This window comes from Pseudomonas gozinkensis, assembly GCF_014863585.1.
GTDB lineage: Bacteria > Pseudomonadota > Gammaproteobacteria > Pseudomonadales > Pseudomonadaceae > Aquipseudomonas > Aquipseudomonas gozinkensis.
Genome location: NZ_CP062253.1, coordinates 4,678,288 through 4,694,965, shown reverse-complemented (window position 1 = coordinate 4,694,965; position 16,678 = coordinate 4,678,288). Strand labels below are relative to the sequence as shown.

The window sequence follows — 16,678 nt, the reverse complement described above, 5'->3', positions numbered from 1 at the left end:
AGAGCATTAGCTTACTTCTGTGGAAGCTGTCGCAACTAGAAGCTAAGTTGCGACAGCATGCGCAATTGTTTAAGAGACGGCGCGAAGGGACTATCAGATTCGAGATTATTGCTTGCAATACATCAACGGAAGGACCATCGTTTATGTCCAAGATAGCTTGTGAATACCGGAACAATTACCCCCACGGCATGAGCTATTTCCGGTGCCAGTATAGTAATCCCCATTTTTGGCAGGGCGTAATAAGCAAGTCCCATGCTGATCAAAAAGGTTTGCAATACTGCTACCAAATTAACGAGCACGAAGAATATCGCCGATTTATGTACTGATTGTTGGCTCTCCGAAAAAACAAAAAGCTTTGAGAGAATAAAGGCGGTAATCATTCCTGTAATGTAAGCCAGGACGACTGCAGTGGAAAAACTCACCCACAAGTTATATATTATCCTGGATCCAAAATTTATGGCCGCTGCAGTGCCTCCTGTCAGTAGAAAAGTCAGGAACTGTTTGGACATGAAATGTTTTATCACAAGGTTACATCCCGCGCCATTTTACGACCAAAATCAATACTTTCAGAAATCCCGCGATCTTCCGGGTAGTAATATGAAGTGTCAGCAACCCATAGACCTTCGACTGGAAGAGAGACGGGAGGAAGTTTCTCCAAGTATCCCGGATCACAGATAGGTTGTGCGTATCTGTACCGGCTTGCACGTAGCTCAATGAAGTCATCATCCTGTAGTTTCGGATTGATCTTTTTCAAATAGCGCTGCACTTTGTCCAGAAATGCCTGGTCTGGCTCAGAGAATAGTGGATGCTCTCCAGGAACATAGAATGGAACATATACAATATGTTGATCCAGTGGGCGTAGATTTGAATATTCCACCAAGCCAGGAATATCCATTTCTGGATCGTTTGTATTAAGCCAGAAGTTTTCAGATACAGGCTTGCGCAGCTTGGCGATGACGCAAACGACCGCGATGTTTTTTACTGCTTGATATTTCGCCAGAATCTCTTTTGGCAGATCAGGCATTACACGAGGTACATAAGGCAGTGGAATCGTGCTGATGACCTTATCAAATGCTTCCACGATGCCGTCCACTTCAAGGCCTTGTACTTTCCCATCGTCCAGTACCACACGGTTTACCGGGGTATTCAGCCGGATTTTACCACCATGTGCTTCGATATCGGCTTTTAGCGCATGCAAAAGCGTGTCTGATCCACCTTCCAGGTAACCAAGTTTTTCTTTGAACAGACTGTATCGAGAGCGCCCGATCCGACGAATGCGGCTCCAAATCCAGGCAGCCGAAAGGTTACTGCTGTATTCATAGAATTTGTAGTCAAACAGCCGCCGCCAGAGCACTTCCCAAGCCTCTGGGCCGACCCAGCGCTTGATCCATCCGGTTGCCTCGACATTGTCCAGCGGCTTCCAATCATTACGCTTGGTGCAAAGAAAAGCGTGCAGCCCGTAACGCACCTTGGCTACCAGGCTAAGTCCCCGGAATTTCAACAATGCTATAGGGTTGCCCCAAGGCTGAAGGCGGTCCTTGTACCAATAACCCATCTTCGTTTCAACCCAACGCATTTTGTCAGCCAAGCCCAGTTCGGCGAGAACAGAAAGGAATGCATGGTCGGAAATACAATGGAAGTGGTAGTAGCGCTCAATGCTTAGTCCGGAAAAGTCGAATGAGGCAGTCATGCCGCCTATACGGTCGTCAGCTTCGAACAGGACCGGCTGGTGACCGTCACGCGCCAACTGATAAGCAACTGCCAACCCCATAGGGCCTGCGCCCAGTACCGCAATACGCTGGCCCATGGTTAAAACTCCAGAACAAATTTACTGTAATTAGGATCGTTGAATGTTTCATCCACGGCTTTAGAAAACGGAGTGAATGGCACATTGAAAATAGTTGGCCAGTCAATTACCTCAAACTCATCCTTGGCACTGAGTGCTGCCAGTTGTTGAGTGGTAAAGGGTGGGTTTTTATCAAATAGGCCCCAAGTCCAGATCAATGCATAAAATAAGGCATAGGGGATCTTCACAATAGCGGTGCTGACCCGAGTGGCTTTCTTGATTTCACGAATGATATCAATATAGTCGATTTTTTCATGGCCGGAAATGTTGTAAATTCCATTATGAGTGCGATTCTCGATGCAGTTGATAATTACATTGCAGAAGTCGCCAGCATATAACGGTTGGCGCATGTATCGGCCATGTCCAGGAATTGGAAAAATCGGAACTTTTTTCATGAAGCGTGAGAGCCAGCCTAAATGTTTGCGGTCAAACCAGCCAAACATTAGGGTCGGTCGAAGGACCGGGCATGGGATGCCGCTGTCCAGCACCATGCGTTCTTGATCTTTCTTGCTCTTGGTGTAAAAGTCGTCTGCAATAGACTCTACAACGGAAGAGCTAATGTGTATGAGTCTTTGCACATTGTTCTTCTTTATAGCTTCAAGAATAAGACGTGTTGAGTCGACATTGTTACGGACAAACTCCTGGTAGTCATTACCACCAATTTGTGCCTGAAGCATTACGACTACATCGGCATCAACGAAATGTCTCTGCCATTGGCCCGGCTCTGCCAAGTCAGCGAATTCAACAGTGATATCAGGCTGTACCTGTTTTAAAACTTCAATATTTTTATTGTGTTTGTCCAGCACGACGATGTTGGTGTAGCCTTTTTCTTTCAATCTAGCAACGAGATTTTGTCCAACTAAGCCTGCGCCGCCGGGAAGAAGTATCTTGTTTGTATGCATGAGATGACCGATTATTTGTAATTACGATGTGTTGGGGTTGCGAGCAAACTTTCATTTGTCCTGGATGCCAAGCTCAATGTATATGAAAGCGCTAGGTATGTTCCGCCCAGCAGCATCAGCAGGTCGGTGGCGGGATGGTATTCTTTCGTGTAGATCGATGCATATGGGCCGAATGTGAAGATGATGTCGCGGCCGAATGCCAAGTGCTGTGCGGTGGCCTGATTCATTCCGAACATCCATGAATTGTCCAGCACTTCCATGGGCACTGTAGGATTCGGCGGAATGAATACACAAAAAATAGTAAAAATGAGGAAAAGTCTGATCCCTTTATCTAAAAAGCTTAAAAATTCAAACTGATGTAGTGGCAGGTGTTTCTCGATGTTCATCGTTGGCTGTATTCCAAAGGCTTTAAATACAGTGATGTTTTATTCAAAGATTTGCTCTTTTGAACACAAAGCCTGGTACATTTTTAATAATCAACATGATCAAAGCCCAGAATCCCGGTGTATAGAGAATATCAACTTTTCGTTCAATGCCCTTGACGATGCGCAGTGCGACCTGCTCGGGTTTGCTGACCAACGGTCCTGGTAAAGGCAAGCCTTTGGTCATCGGGGTGTCAACGAAGCCAGGCTTGATATCTATTACATGTACACCAACCTTGAACATGCGTGCACGCAAGCCTTCACAGAATGTGGAAACAGCGGCTTTTGCGGTGCCGTACAGATAGTTGGAAGGACGGCCACGATCTCCCGCCACGGAGGAAATGACTGCCAATGTGCCACAGTGTTGTTTTTCAAAATGATTAGCCAACAATGTCAGTAGGGCAATGACCGAGATACCGTTGTTGGCTAACTCTGTGAGGGCAATCTTTACATCGTTTTCGCAAACCTTCTGATCCGGCAGGGTGCCGTGGGCAATCAAGGCAATATCAATCTGGTGCAAGGCGGTCAGGCAACTTTCCAGCATGGCGGGATGGGCTGAGTAATCGACAGCATCCATCGTGTATACGGTTACAGCGTTGGCGCCCTGCGCGATGAGATCGGCACGAGTCTGTTCAAGTTTCTCGGCATTCCGGGCAACCAGAAAGAACTCACTTCCTTGTTGTGCCCACAGACGTGCGCAAGCACTGGCAATGGACGACGTTGCTCCGACAATCAAAACCTTTTTCATGAAATGACTCGTTTCCAAAAACGGGATATTAGGCACGGATCGCGCAGTGCTTCCAGTTGTTCCCAGGCCGGGTAAGCCTGGCGGAAGTCATTGCCGCTCATATGGGCATCTTTGGCGGGGTAAAGTCGACCGCCGGCCTGATGGACGATCGAATCCATGCGTTTGAACAACGTTGTTAAATTGGCCTTTTGCGGAAAATCCAATGCGAGTGAAGTACCCGGCATCGGAAACGATAACAATCCTGGTGAAACAGCATCGCCACAGCGTTTGAGTACGGCCAGGAATGAACCTTGTCCGGAAGCAGCAATCGCGGCCAGCAGCTCGTTCATAGCTACCTCGGCCGCATCGTCTGGTATAACGCACTGATACTGTTGAAACCCTTTTCGCCCGTAGATACGGTTCCAGTCAAGAATCCGATCTAGCGGATAAAAGAACGGTTCGTAGCTTCCCCAGCGACGCGAAGGGGTCTTGGGATGTACTCGCCAATAGGCTTCATTGAACGCATGCAGCGAGAGGTTGTTGATCAGCGAGAGCGGGGGTGTTATTGGCACCTGTAGCTTTTTAGGTTTCTCTACACTCAGTGACCCGTAAGGCGCATGATCCCCGACAATGAACACTCCGCGCCCTGTTTTAGAGCCTTGCGCCAGGCAGTCGACCCAGGCCACGCTATATTCGTGTTGATGATCTAGGTTTGCGGAGAGCTTGAAAAATTCGCTCAGGTTATCGAAGCGCACTACCGTGCTGTCGATTTGGCTTGAGTTTATCGGCATCAACTGGATTTTCGCCCAAGTGATGACACCGGTCAGGCCAAGGCCTCCGATAGTCGCCGCGAACAGCTCCGAGTTTTCTGACAGTGAGCATGACAACAGGCCCTCCCCTTGCCGCAGTAAGCCGAAGCTGTGAACGTGACTGCCAAATGTTCCGCGTAGATGATGGTTTTTTCCATGAACGTCATTTGCAATAGCACCACCCAGGGTAACGAATTGAGTTCCGGGTGTAACAGACAGGAACCATCCTTTGGGGATGCTCAGTGCCAGGATTTCTGAGAGGGTAACGCCGGACTCGGCAATTACAACGCCGTGCTCCCAATCAACGTCTATAAAGCGATCCAGAGTGCGGAGTTGCACGACATGGTCGCTGGCCGCCAGGCAACTGTCGCCATAACTGCGTCCATTGCCGAACGGGAGAGTGGAGCCATGGCCGGCAATCACCTGACTCAACAATTCGGATACTTCGCTGCGCCAGCTACAGGTGTGAGCGTCTTGTGGGGCGTTGGGGTAGCGCCCCCATGAGTACCGAGTCTCAGTCATGCCGCAACCCAAAACACTAGTGCAAACAATGCGCCTACTACCAGACTGATACGGTCACGAGCGGCAAAAACCACTGGATCATCATGCATCTGTCCACGGTGAGTCAGCATCCATATCCGAGTAATCCAGAAAAGCAGCAAAGGGCAAGCTAGCCAGATTACCTGCGGATGGGAATAGAGTTCATTCGTCGCTTGATCATGAATGTAGAGCGCCAGCACCATCACCGCCAGATATCCGGAAGATGCGCCCAGGGACGAAATCATTTCCAGGTCGTCGGGATAGTAGCCGCGACCACGGGTTTTTTCGGTGTGTCCCTTTTTGCGCGCATCTCGCAGCTCTGCATAACGTTTCACCAGCGCCAGGCTGAGGAAGATGAACATTGAGAACGCGAGAATCCAGAAGGTCAGCTCCAAGCTGGTCGCGGCTGCACCTGCAATAATCCGCAGTGTATAAAGCAAGGCCAGTGAAATGACATCGATTGCCATATGTCGTTTTAGTGACAATGAGTAAGCCAATGTCAAAACATAATACGCAGCCAGAACGCCGGCAAACTCCCCGGGTAAAAGCAATAGCGCACCGGCAAAGGCGGCAACGAGCAATCCGGGAAATACGATAAGTCCGGATCGTATTGAAAGGTGGCCTGCCGCAAAAGGGCGGTTGCGCTTGGAAATATGGTGACGATCATCCGCGAGGTCGAGAAGATCATTCAAGAGGTACACGCTTGAGGCGCATAAACCAAAGAGCAGAAACGCCAGGATGCCCTGCCAGACCAACAGCGGGTTGGTTATCTGGTGCGCGGCGAGTAAGGGAACAAAGATGAGGGCGTTTTTCATCCACTGGTGTAGACGAAGTGCCTTCATCCATTGATCCAGTCCTGACGGGTTGGATTTAATAACTTGTTTGACATTTCCTTGCGCGAAAGCTCGTCTTTCAACCCCGGACTCAGGGTTGACGACATAAGCTTCACGAGCTGACTTCCATACCGAAATGTCGTCGAGCGAGTTACCAATGTAATCGAACCCTTTCTCCCCGTAGAGTTTGACCAATATATCCCGCTTTTTATGCGATGACAGATTAACATCACTGTCGGAGGCCAGGACGCGGTCAAACAGCTTCAAGTGGTCGGCGATACGCTCAGCCAACGAGTGGTGGCTGGCAGTCGCCAGGACTACGCTTCGACCTTGTTTGCGCTCTGCCTCAATGAGGGCGATCAGCTCTGGATCATAGGGCAGGGTGGTCACATCGAGATGGGTCGCGTTTGCCAAACCTTCTTTCAAGGCAGCCTTGCCTTTAAGTAGCCAGGAAAAAGGTTTGAGTAGACTCATCGGCTGGTGCCTGACGAAAGCCATACCGGTTTCCAATAGCAGATCGGAGCGCAACAAGGTGCCATCCAGATCGACAACGAGTGGGAGCGAGGAAGGAGGGGTATGGACAGTCAAAGGAGTTCTTCCCTGAGTACTGGGCAGGAAAAACGGCCCCAGTAAAAGTGAATCTAGGAAAACAGCAAACAGCTTTAGTAAAACGCTACCAAGTTATAAGCAGGCTTTCAGTGGCGCAAAAATTTAGCACGAACACCGCTTTTTTCATAGCCGCCTCGTCTCGGCCAAGGGCTACGTCCGCTGACTTCCTTTTGAGGAATGAGCCGCGTTTTCTGGAAAGCCGCACGTGGTGTGATGAGTTCGGTCCCTGAGTGTGTTGAACGAAAGGTGGCTTTTAGATGGCTAACCATTGCAGCCAGCCCTTCTGTGTTTCCCGTTAGGTTTGTCCTCGGTCAGCACGACCAATTAACGACTCAGGCAGCGACCGATCTCTGAAGGGCCTTTTTGTATTTATGTCCGGCGTCGGCTTTTGTCACCAGGTATTGAGTCAAAATTTTCGGATCTGTATGACGAATTCTCCGTAAAGCTTGATGCCTGTGTCTCCGAAGCTGGCTCGAAAGTAGGGGGGGGGCTTGAAAATATTTCGTGAAGCCTCTGAGCCATTTTGTCTCCCTCCGCCGACCACGAGGCCGACGCGGTAAACGCGAAAGCGTTTTCCTTGAGCTGTTGCGCAAGTGCCGGAAAACTCAGTACCTTCTCCAATGCACACGATAATGCATCGACTGTTGGTTCAGCCAACATTGCAATTTTATCGTCCAGCAACCATTCAGTACATTCAGCGCGATTACTGACAACAGGTACGCCACAGGCCATGATTTCGAGAGGCAAAAGCGACAGGTTTGATAACGACAATACCAATGCTGCATCGCAGGAGCTGTAAAGCTCAGCGAGTTGCTCAGGGTTCTTGAGCCCGGCATGATCGCAAGCAAACGGAAATGTGTAATGGTGAACGTCCCATCCGGCCATCACCACGGTTATATCTGGAATACGCCGTGCAAGTTCCGCGAGTACCAGTACACCCAGGTCAAAAGCTCTTCGCGCGGTCGGCGGCCGTACATAGAAGAAGACACGCTTGTGTATCGTATTATCTTTCGGATGAGGTTTGTACAGGGCTCTGTCGAACGAAAAACCCAGCGCAGTTGTCGACATGTCAAATTCGCGACTTAGTAGTGTCGAAAGCCAACTGCCGGCTGTAAAGCCATGGAAACCAAATCGATAGGTCTGTTCCGCGAGAGCGTATTCACTTCCGGCCGGATAGAACCAAGGTTCATAGTCTTGTACGAAGTAGCATTTATGAGTCAATGCTACGAGATTTTTCACGGCATACGCGGTCTGCCAGGACGTAGCGATTGATGCGGCCGCCGATGGCACTACACCATCAACAAAGTAGACCTCTACGTTGTCGATATTGAACCAGGATTTTATTGTTGATTTCACTTTGACGCTGGACCGCTCCCCATCGTCCTCCACAATAACGACTCGATTGGTAAAGCCCAGGTTTCCGAGATGTTGCATAAAACGGAAGAGGTTGAGGTGTCCGCCTGAACCTTTTCCTATTGGTGGTATGTACCAGTTAATGGTTCTTTCACCGTTGCTTAATGCGTTGTCCGGGTACTGAACCTCAGGTGCAAACTTCAGAAAGCGGTAAGCGTGCATGACGTCAGGCTTGGTAAACAGTGAGCGTGAACTCCTGAAGCGCCGCGACAATATGTTGAGGAAGGAGGAGAGTCCTTCTTGCCTGATATGATGCAGCGCTTTTTTTACTTGAGCTGCCAGTAAATGAGCATTCACGACTTACGTTTCATCCGTTTAAGTTTTTTGTCTCGCGAGCAAAACGCGATCAGTGTGGGAGACATGAGTGCTGACCGCACGCCCAGCCAACTTCCGCAGACCCGCATCAGATTATCGATGGGCGCTCTGATTGTCGGCAGAATCAAGCCTAGACCTTCTTTTGACAGATTATGACGTACCGATCTCAGATCCCGCAGTGTCAGCCCAATCCAGCTACGCAATGGTACTAGTAGGCCTTTGGGCTGCTCGTAATGAAAGAGTTCGTCCAGTGCCATGCTTTCATCGAAGCTGCGCTGGAAGCGTTCCCAGAGCCCATAATTATGCGAGTGATATACGACAGCATCGTGGCTGTAGGCTTTTTTATACCCAGCTTCGATGATGATGCGTGCCCATGCCTGATCTTCGGAAAAGTCAACCTCAGGGTATGGGTGCCGCTCCCAGACCGACCGTCGAAGCAATGCGTTATTGTCGGAGAAAAAATACAAAAACTGCTGGTAACCAGGGTCGTTGCGGTAGCGTTCCTGGTCAGTCAGTTGCACCACCGGTTGTGATTGAAAGCCCGAAAAATGCTGAACCAGCTCTTCGCGGGTGAATAATGAGGCGTCATCGTAGGCGATATGGCGGCCAAACACGCCGGCAATCTGCTCATCCGATTCGATTTTTTCGACCAGTGAGTGCAGCCAATTTTCTGCAACCGGTTGAGCGTCTTGGGTGATCATAGCGATGAATTCGCCCTTGGCCTGCCCGATCGCGGTATTGCGGGTGCGTCCATGCTGGAAATCTGTCGGTTCGACATTGATGATACGCACTGCCGGATTCGCACTGGCAATGGCCAAGGTCTGATCGCTTGAACCGGAGTCAATCACAATGACTTCAAAGGGCCAGTTCGTCTTCTGTTCCAGAACAGCTTTCAAGACCGAGCGGAAGCGACTGCCACCATTTTTTGTGGGAATGACGACTGACGCTTTGATATTGCAAGAGTCCGTCATTTGCCGAGTGTTCTCTTCATCCAGGCACTGGTCAGGTTCAACCCTTCTTCCAGATCCACCTTCGGCGTCCAGTTGAGTTCCTGTGCCGCCAGCGTGTTATCCAGCACGTTTATCGGAACGTCATACGATCGGCCTGCCAGATAAAGCTTGTCTATTGCACCGCCGAGCACGGTCTCGATTCGCTCAATCAGCTCATTGATGGAAACACCCTTGCCCGAGCTGATATTGAAAACGCTGTGAGGACCTTCGTATTTGAGGGCCAGGGCGAAGGCTTCGGCTACGTCCGACACGTAAATGTAGTCGCGGGTGACGCTGCCATCTCCCCATACCTGAATCGATTCATTTTTCAGAGCACGGCTCAGGAATACGCCGACGGCGCCCTGTGCAGTTTCCACTCGCTGGCGTTCTCCATAGGGGTTTGTAACCCGCAGCACAGTGGCTTTTATGCCGTGAAGGTGTTGATACATCAGCAGGTATTTCTCAATGGCCAGCTTGGTGATGCCGTACGACACCTGAGGGTCGGTAGGGTGCTTTTCGTCCACTGGCAAATAGTTAGGTGCGCCATACACCGTGCCACCTGAAGAGATGAACACAATGCGCGAGACACCCTTTGCCACCATCGCTTCCAGCATTTGCAGCGTCGCAACCAGGTTGCTCTGGACGTCGTAGATCGGATCGTCGTTAGAGGTTTTCGGCAGGGTGGTGGAGACCAGGTGCAGCACTGCGTCCATTCCGTCGATCGCTTCAGTGACGTCATGTTTGCTCATCAAGTCGCCGGTGACCCATTCGACGGACTCGGTTGTTTCGAATTTTCGGTAGGCTTCAACCCTCGGTCGCTCGAAGATGCGCAGTGAGTGACCGTCGGCCAGCAGACGGTCGGCAATCGCCGAGCCAATAAAACCACCACCACCAAAAATGAGTATTTTCATGTTATCTCGTAATGCTTTTAACGTTGGTCAACGCGATGTCATAGCCGTTGCTTTGTACGATAAGGGGGAACAAACGCTCCAGTGCGTGCAGCATGCTTCCGTCATACGGAAGTGGCTCGGCCGGGTAGTCGTCCCAGGACAACTCCAATGCGTCCAGCGAGCGAAGGCTTTCGGTTCGCGCCCAGAACATGCTGCCCACCGGAAATACAATGTTTTCCGGTAATTCAGAAAGGCCAAGACGTACCTGAAGCTCCTCGGCGTAGCTACGATTCTTGCCCCAGCAGACAATATGCGGATCGTCAGCGAACACCATGCCTACGCGTTGATCACTTAGCAATCTGGAAATGATGACGTCCGCCATTGGATGGGCACGTCCCAGCAGGTTTTCAAGCAGGAAGTCGTACCAGACACTGCCGACTTCGGGATTGCTCTGATCCTTGCTTTTTTTGGTGTGAAAGTGGCCGATGACGTCGTAGTCCCGCAAATGGCGTCGGTTGAAAGACGTCAGAAACGGGCCGATGTCGCGACCCCTGTTTGGCACAACCTCAATGGCGACCACATTGCCGGTATACCTGGACTTCAGGGTTTCGAGTTCTGCCTTGACCTGATCATTGGGTGCGCTGAGGAACAGGTCGGGACGCACCTTGTTGATGGACAGGCAATCGAGGACCTCGTCGAACAGGTCGGCATAGAAGACGTGAACATGCAGCGCAACCCGGCCCTGCTGCACATCAGCGGTGACGGGCGAGGACGGGGTAAGTACTTCATCAATCCAGGGGCCATCCGGTTTTCCGGCCCGCAGATAGCAGGCAAGTGGATTCTGGCCTGCCCGGTAATCGCTGGACTGCTCGGCAAAAATGGCTGGATGGAAACCTGGAAACAACCTTCTCTCTTTGATGTTGTTGGCCCAGGAACGTCCATGCATGCGCAATGTGTCGAAATCGGAAATGGTTCTGTGATACCGCGGAATGAAATCGCTTCGGTAGACGGCTGCCTGTTCGATCGTGGTGAAGTCGAGCTTTTCCTGAGCCGCTTGGGCAATCGCTTCGATCGCGATGGACTCCAGACCGTCGATATAGGTCTGCATCGCAAAACGATGGGCGGATGCCGACTTCAGGGTTTCGCCGATGGTCGACATGCTGGCTGGATCGGTCATCAATGCTGTCAGCTTGCGGGCCATGTCCGACACGTTCAGATACCGCGCCACACACGCTTCGCGCAAGCCGCACTCGTCAAGAAAGTCGACGATGCCCGTGGTTTCGGCGAAGCACAGGACAGGCAGTCCACGGCTGATGGCGTCAATTGCCACATTGGGCAATGGATCGAGGCGCGAGGTGATCAGCACGGCTGAGGCCTCGTCGTAAACGACCTGGATCGCCGATGTTTCAGAAATGAAGGTCACATGATCTTCAAGGCCGGCCCGTCGAATCTGATCGAAAAGGTAGGCGGAGTACTGGACGTCGTTTTCCGGATCGTATCCTTTGCCAACCCACACGAAGTGCAGGTCGTTCATTTCACCGTTTTCCAGAACACGGGCAGCACAATCAATGAACAGATCAACGCCTTTGCGCAGTTGAACCAGTCCTGCGCCGAGCACGATTCGTTTATTGCCTTTCTTCAGCGTGCTGAAGATGTTTCTGAGGCGCGTCTCTTCCCGAGCAACTTCATGTTCGTCTACCTTGGCAAAAGTAACTTCGCAGCGACCCTGCGGAAGGATATCCGCTTCAAAGTTGGCCAGATTCGGGAAGTCCTGTATGGCGCTTCGATGAATGACGCTGGAGGAGAAGACCGTGCGCGTCGACCAGAACATGCTTTCAAGGAAAGCGGTTTTCGGGCGGGTATACGCGGAAAATTCGTGAAGCAGGCTTATGGCTGGAACGAAGTTGGCCGACAGCCCCTGGAGCATGACACGGGATTCGATACTGTTGACCACGGCAAACTTTATCTGAGTCTGGCTGCAGATCTTGTCAATCAGGACACGGGCGTGATCCGGGTTGAACCGCATTCCTGTGGCGTCAATAAATACTGTGCCGGAGTGTTTGAATTCGTCTGTCAATTCACCTCCGCCCAATACGATTGCAATCACATTGTAACGACGCTTGAGCATCATGATCAGATTAAGGCTGAGAATCGGTGCTCCGGTTCTGGAAGCCTCGTGACTGACAACGATCACGGTCTCGCGTGCAGGATCAAGCTGAGCGAACTCGGCGCCGCTCTGCCCCAACACCGGTGAATGACCGACGCGACCCTCTTTGCGTCCGTGAAACACATAATGGGAGAAAGGGTCAGTACCGGAATTCTTGATGTCCGGGTATTGGTTCAGGTAGAAAACCGGGTCGAAGTTAAGAGAGTCTCCCTTGGCTTTGACGTAGGCACGAGCATACAGGCCCTGAGCAACACCTAGCGCCAATTGCTTGATCTGGCGACCTTTATTACGGATTTTTGTCTTCAACTTGTTCATTCGATCAGCATTTGATTAGTAAGTGACACCGGCAACGACTGTGGTTTTCATGTGCATTCGTTTGCTGGCGCAGGCTTGCGGCAGTAGACGAGCCATGATCCGACTTTCCACTTGCGGTGAAAGGTGCATCTGCTTCGTTGCCGATTTCAGCGCCGACAAGGAGCCGACAAGCGGCGATAGTGTCTCAGGAGTTCCAAGGAACGCCCCGTTTACCGGATACGGCTGGTGCTCATAATCCGCCTTTTGAATGTCGATGGCTTTGCAGAGGCTGGCGAGCAGTGCTTCATCTGATGCCAGATGGCTGATGTTTGGATCGTCAGGGAACACAAGTCCGATCGGATGGGCGCTGTCGGGGTCAGACAACTGACTGGCAATGGTTCTCAATGCCAGATGTTTGCCGTCGATCATGTTCTCGATCAGGAAGTGATGATAGGCCGAGCGACTGGTGAACTCCGGGTTCACCGGGTCTGTTTGCAGGTCGATGTGGCCGACCAGGTCGTAGTCTTGATAGCGGGCTTCGGTCAAATGCTCAAGCATTGCCCATAGACTTCCTCGCTCGTACACCCGGATATCGAGTGTCAGGCTACGCTCGGTCTCAAGCATATTGTGCAGCGCAACTCGCATTGCCTCATCGCTGGTCAGTACGATCACGGTCACGCGGACACCGGAGACCGTAATCTTGTCCAGTGCATTGAGCAGGTGTTGAGGCGATTCGACACTGAGGTACAAAAGAACTGCACGGTCACCCAGCGCCGGGTGAGGTTTATTCCAGTCGAAATGAGTCTGGTTCCATGGCCCTTGCGGACGACCCGCGTGAAGGAAATGGGCAAGAGGGTCTTGCAGACCGACCGCGTCTGCATTGAGTTCCTGATAGAGGCTCGGATCAAAACCTGGAAATGGCTTGCGACGAAGTATGCCTCGACTCCATGAGCGAACATAACGACGCACGGCCTCATCCGCATCTTTCAAGTGCACGTTGGCGGGCGTGTAATAATCGATGTCCAGTACACCTGCCTCGGAAATCGTAGCACTGTCCTGCTGTTCCTGACGGCTCGACGCTTCCAGTTGAGTGGCGATGTCTACCAGTTTTGCAACGTAGTCAGGCATGTTGAACTCGCGGGTGGCGATAGCCTTCACTCGTTCGCCCACGTCGGCTCTGACGCTATCGGAGGATGCCAGACGAATGATTTTGTCAGCCATGTCGCCAGTGTCGAGGTAGGGTGCCACGCATGCCGATTCAAGATCGTTGCGCTTGAGGATTTCGGCGATACCTGTGGTCCGGTCAAAACATAGTACGGGCCGCGCCTCCAACATGGCGTCAATAGCGACGTTCGGTAGCGGATCGAGTCGGGAGCTGAGCAGCAACATATCGCTCATGGCATAAACCTCCTCGATCTGTGCAGTTTCGGTGATGATCTTGAATTGTTCAGCAATGCCGCTGCGCTGAATCTGATCCTGCAGGTAAACCGAATACGCAATGTCGATCTCGGGATCATAGTTGTCGCCGATCCAGACAAAACGGCACTTGTGACCAATCGCGGAGTTGATGACCCGCGTGGCGCATTCGATGAAGATATCGACACCCTTGCGCAATTGAACGCGGCCGGCGCCAAGGATGACGATAGTATCGGCGTCCTGATCCTTTGGTCGCATGGCATGCTGGAGTCGACGTTTTTCAGCGACGACGAACTTCTCGTCCTGTGCTTCACCTGGCACGATACTTTTGCCTTGTGCCAACACTGGAATGCTGCGGTCGCCGAGTTGCGGCAGTGCTTGCACAGCACTGTCTAACGTTGCTCGTGAGGAAAATACCGTCTGACTTGCCCACAGCAGTGCATTTTGAATGGCGGATTGCGGGCGGGTGTAGATCGCAAACTCGTGGATAAGACTGACTGCGGGAATGAAGCGCTCGGCCAACGGCTTGAGCACTACATTGGATTCCAGGCTGTTGACGATCGCAAAGTCGATTTTATGGGTGTTCAAAAACTTGCTGACTGCCAAGGACGCGCCCATCGCGTTGCTTCGGTCCAATGGGCCGGCAACGATCGCTCCCGATTCGAGGAAGGCCTCAGTCAGGCTGCCAGGTCCCAGAAGCAGTGCGACGACATTGAAGCGCTGTGTCAGGTGCTGTGCAACGTTGAGGCTGAGAATCGGCGCACCGGTACGCGATGCTTCATGACTGACGAGCAATACAGTCGGCTTGCCGTTTTCGTCATTAGTGAGCGGGCGGCTCAGTTTGACCTGCGGCACGGTTCCGATCCGGCCTTCATGTCGACCGTGCAACAGGAAATGCTGTTCCGGTTTGATTCCACAGTCGGCAATGTCAGGGTACATGGCAAGATAAAAGTCGCGGTCAAATGCGACGTCTTCTTCTTTTTCTACCTTTCGCTCTTCCTCACCGCTTACTTCCACGAGCGCTGATGATTGCAATATTGCCGCGTTAAGGCGGGCAGAGGGGGCCGGGCTGGCTGAAGCCTGGCGACCTTCACGAAGGCCTGCGCCCAGAAAGTGTTCCCGCGCACTCAGAGTCGAGGCGGCCACGTCTGGGTACGTCCTCAAATAAAATTTGTCGTCGAACTGATTGCCTTCGGGCAGCGGGATGACCGGTCTGGTGGCTTTTTTATTGAAAACGCGAAACAGCTTCCAGGTTCTGGATACGAAGAACGTCGCCCAGGCATTGCTCAGCGTATCGACCTGTTCGGTGGTCGTCAGCAAGTTGCCGTGAACGGTATTCAGCGACAATGTCAGATCGGCGACATGTTGCTTGAGCGATTCCTTGTGGACTGTAGCCTGCTCGAGTGCCGACTGACACTGCCCGAGTTCTGACGTCAGCTCATTATTGCGGGCAGTCTGCTCCGACAGAGCACTTACGAGTAAGGATTGTTCATGTTTCAGAGCGGTGAAGCTGGAGGACTTCCCGGCATCGGTCGCCAGATAGATCTCGTTGTTATGATTCAGGTGCTGGATGTGCGTGTTCAGGGCTTCAATCTGGCGATCCCTGGCCACAATTTCTTCGTTGGCGGCGACAGTTGCAGCTTCGGCTTGGGATGCAAGTTGCAACATCGGCTGCATCCGTCGTAGTGCCGACATCAGAGGTTGAAACTGTTGTTCGAATTCATCGCTGTTGATGGACAGCTCGTCAAGTGCACATTCACGCAGCAACTCATAAGTTTGCGCGAGAATGGCGGGCTCGATATGGCTCTTCAGCAGTTCATCATCGTCGTGTTGGCCATGACGCAGGTTGGTGTCCAGAAACTCTTTTGAGTAGCTCGCCAGCTCTTCCGGGGTGGGCGCCTGCAGGCCCAGAGTGCTGGACATCCGCAGGAGCTGCTTGCCTGGATCACTCAGCAGGTAGTCGTAACTTACAATCAATCGACTTTCAGAATGGGTGCATGCCACGGCTTGCAGCATGTGCTCCAGCCAAAGGATGTAGGATTTGACCGGCGGGAGTTGGTTGCGCGCGGTCAGTGATGCTGCAACATTCAACGGGTTGCGCAAGGCAATGACATAACCGATTTCGAAGCCGAGTTCGTTCAGCAGCTTTTGCCAGAACGGAAGCAATCGGGTAATGCGCGGATCCTTGATTCCCCACATTGATGTCGATGTTGTTTTTTGCGTCACCAGCGCTTTGGCGGCGTCATAAATTTCCTGAATCCCGGGCAATTCGAAAACATTGGCGTCGATCACGCCCATGCGATCATGTGCCGAGCCCAGCAAACCGAGAATCTGGTTATTGATGGCAATGACATCGCTGTCTTCCCAAAAACCGGTGGGATTATCAGGGCCGGCAGGGTGAAGATCGTCGCTCAAGGCGACACCCATGGTGCTCAGGCCTCGGGTGAGCGCGCTGGTGCCGCTGCGATGCATGCCCAGGACAATGATGATTTTCTTGGTATTCATT

12 protein-coding genes are annotated in these 16,678 nt (G+C 51.8%); all 12 read right to left on the bottom strand.

Annotated elements, in window-relative coordinates; genetic code table 11:
- Positions 1-122 precede the first annotated feature (122 nt).
- Positions 123-509 carry a GtrA family protein gene (locus IHQ43_RS20805; RefSeq protein WP_192561948.1) on the bottom strand — a complete coding sequence of 129 codons (387 nt, stop codon included), beginning with the start codon at positions 507-509 and terminating at the stop codon, positions 123-125.
- Between the two features lie 11 nt (positions 510-520).
- Positions 521-1,807, bottom strand: a complete 1,287-nt coding sequence (locus tag IHQ43_RS20800; RefSeq protein WP_192561947.1) for an NAD(P)/FAD-dependent oxidoreductase — start codon at positions 1,805-1,807, stop codon at positions 521-523.
- Between the two features lie 2 nt (positions 1,808-1,809).
- Entirely contained in the window at positions 1,810-2,748 is a 939-nt protein-coding gene (locus IHQ43_RS20795; RefSeq protein WP_192561946.1) for an NAD-dependent epimerase/dehydratase family protein, read from the bottom strand.
- Between the two features lie 11 nt (positions 2,749-2,759).
- A complete protein-coding gene (locus IHQ43_RS20790; protein ID WP_192561945.1) occupies positions 2,760-3,134 on the bottom strand; it encodes a hypothetical protein in 375 nt (124 codons plus the stop codon).
- A 43-nt stretch (positions 3,135-3,177) separates the two neighbouring features.
- Positions 3,178-3,918, bottom strand: coding sequence for an SDR family oxidoreductase (locus IHQ43_RS20785; RefSeq protein WP_192561944.1), 741 nt, complete (start codon positions 3,916-3,918; stop codon positions 3,178-3,180).
- Entirely contained in the window at positions 3,915-5,228 is a 1,314-nt protein-coding gene (locus IHQ43_RS20780; RefSeq protein WP_192561943.1) for an FAD-binding oxidoreductase, read from the bottom strand. The genes IHQ43_RS20785 and IHQ43_RS20780 overlap by 4 nt, the downstream gene beginning before the upstream one ends.
- Positions 5,225-6,694: a UbiA family prenyltransferase gene (locus IHQ43_RS20775; RefSeq protein ID WP_425220309.1), complete on the bottom strand. Its 1,470-nt coding sequence runs from the start codon at positions 6,692-6,694 to the stop codon at positions 5,225-5,227. Before IHQ43_RS20775 ends, IHQ43_RS20780 begins: the two co-directional genes overlap by 4 nt.
- A gap of 363 nt (positions 6,695-7,057) precedes the next feature.
- Positions 7,058-8,398, bottom strand: a complete 1,341-nt coding sequence (locus tag IHQ43_RS20770; RefSeq protein WP_192561941.1) for a rhamnosyltransferase WsaF family glycosyltransferase — start codon at positions 8,396-8,398, stop codon at positions 7,058-7,060.
- Positions 8,395-9,387, bottom strand: a complete 993-nt coding sequence (locus IHQ43_RS20765; RefSeq protein ID WP_192561940.1) for a glycosyltransferase family 2 protein — start codon at positions 9,385-9,387, stop codon at positions 8,395-8,397. The genes IHQ43_RS20770 and IHQ43_RS20765 overlap by 4 nt, the downstream gene beginning before the upstream one ends.
- On the bottom strand, positions 9,384-10,316 hold the full coding sequence (locus IHQ43_RS20760) for an NAD-dependent epimerase/dehydratase family protein (protein ID WP_192561939.1): 933 nt from the start codon (positions 10,314-10,316) through the stop codon (positions 9,384-9,386). The genes IHQ43_RS20765 and IHQ43_RS20760 overlap by 4 nt, the downstream gene beginning before the upstream one ends.
- Before the next feature lies 1 nt (position 10,317).
- Positions 10,318-12,777: a rhamnan synthesis F family protein gene (locus tag IHQ43_RS20755; RefSeq protein WP_192561938.1), complete on the bottom strand. Its 2,460-nt coding sequence runs from the start codon at positions 12,775-12,777 to the stop codon at positions 10,318-10,320.
- Between the two features lie 15 nt (positions 12,778-12,792).
- Positions 12,793-16,677: a glycosyltransferase gene (locus IHQ43_RS20750; RefSeq protein WP_192561937.1), complete on the bottom strand. Its 3,885-nt coding sequence runs from the start codon at positions 16,675-16,677 to the stop codon at positions 12,793-12,795.
- Between the last annotated feature and the right edge of the window lies 1 nt (position 16,678).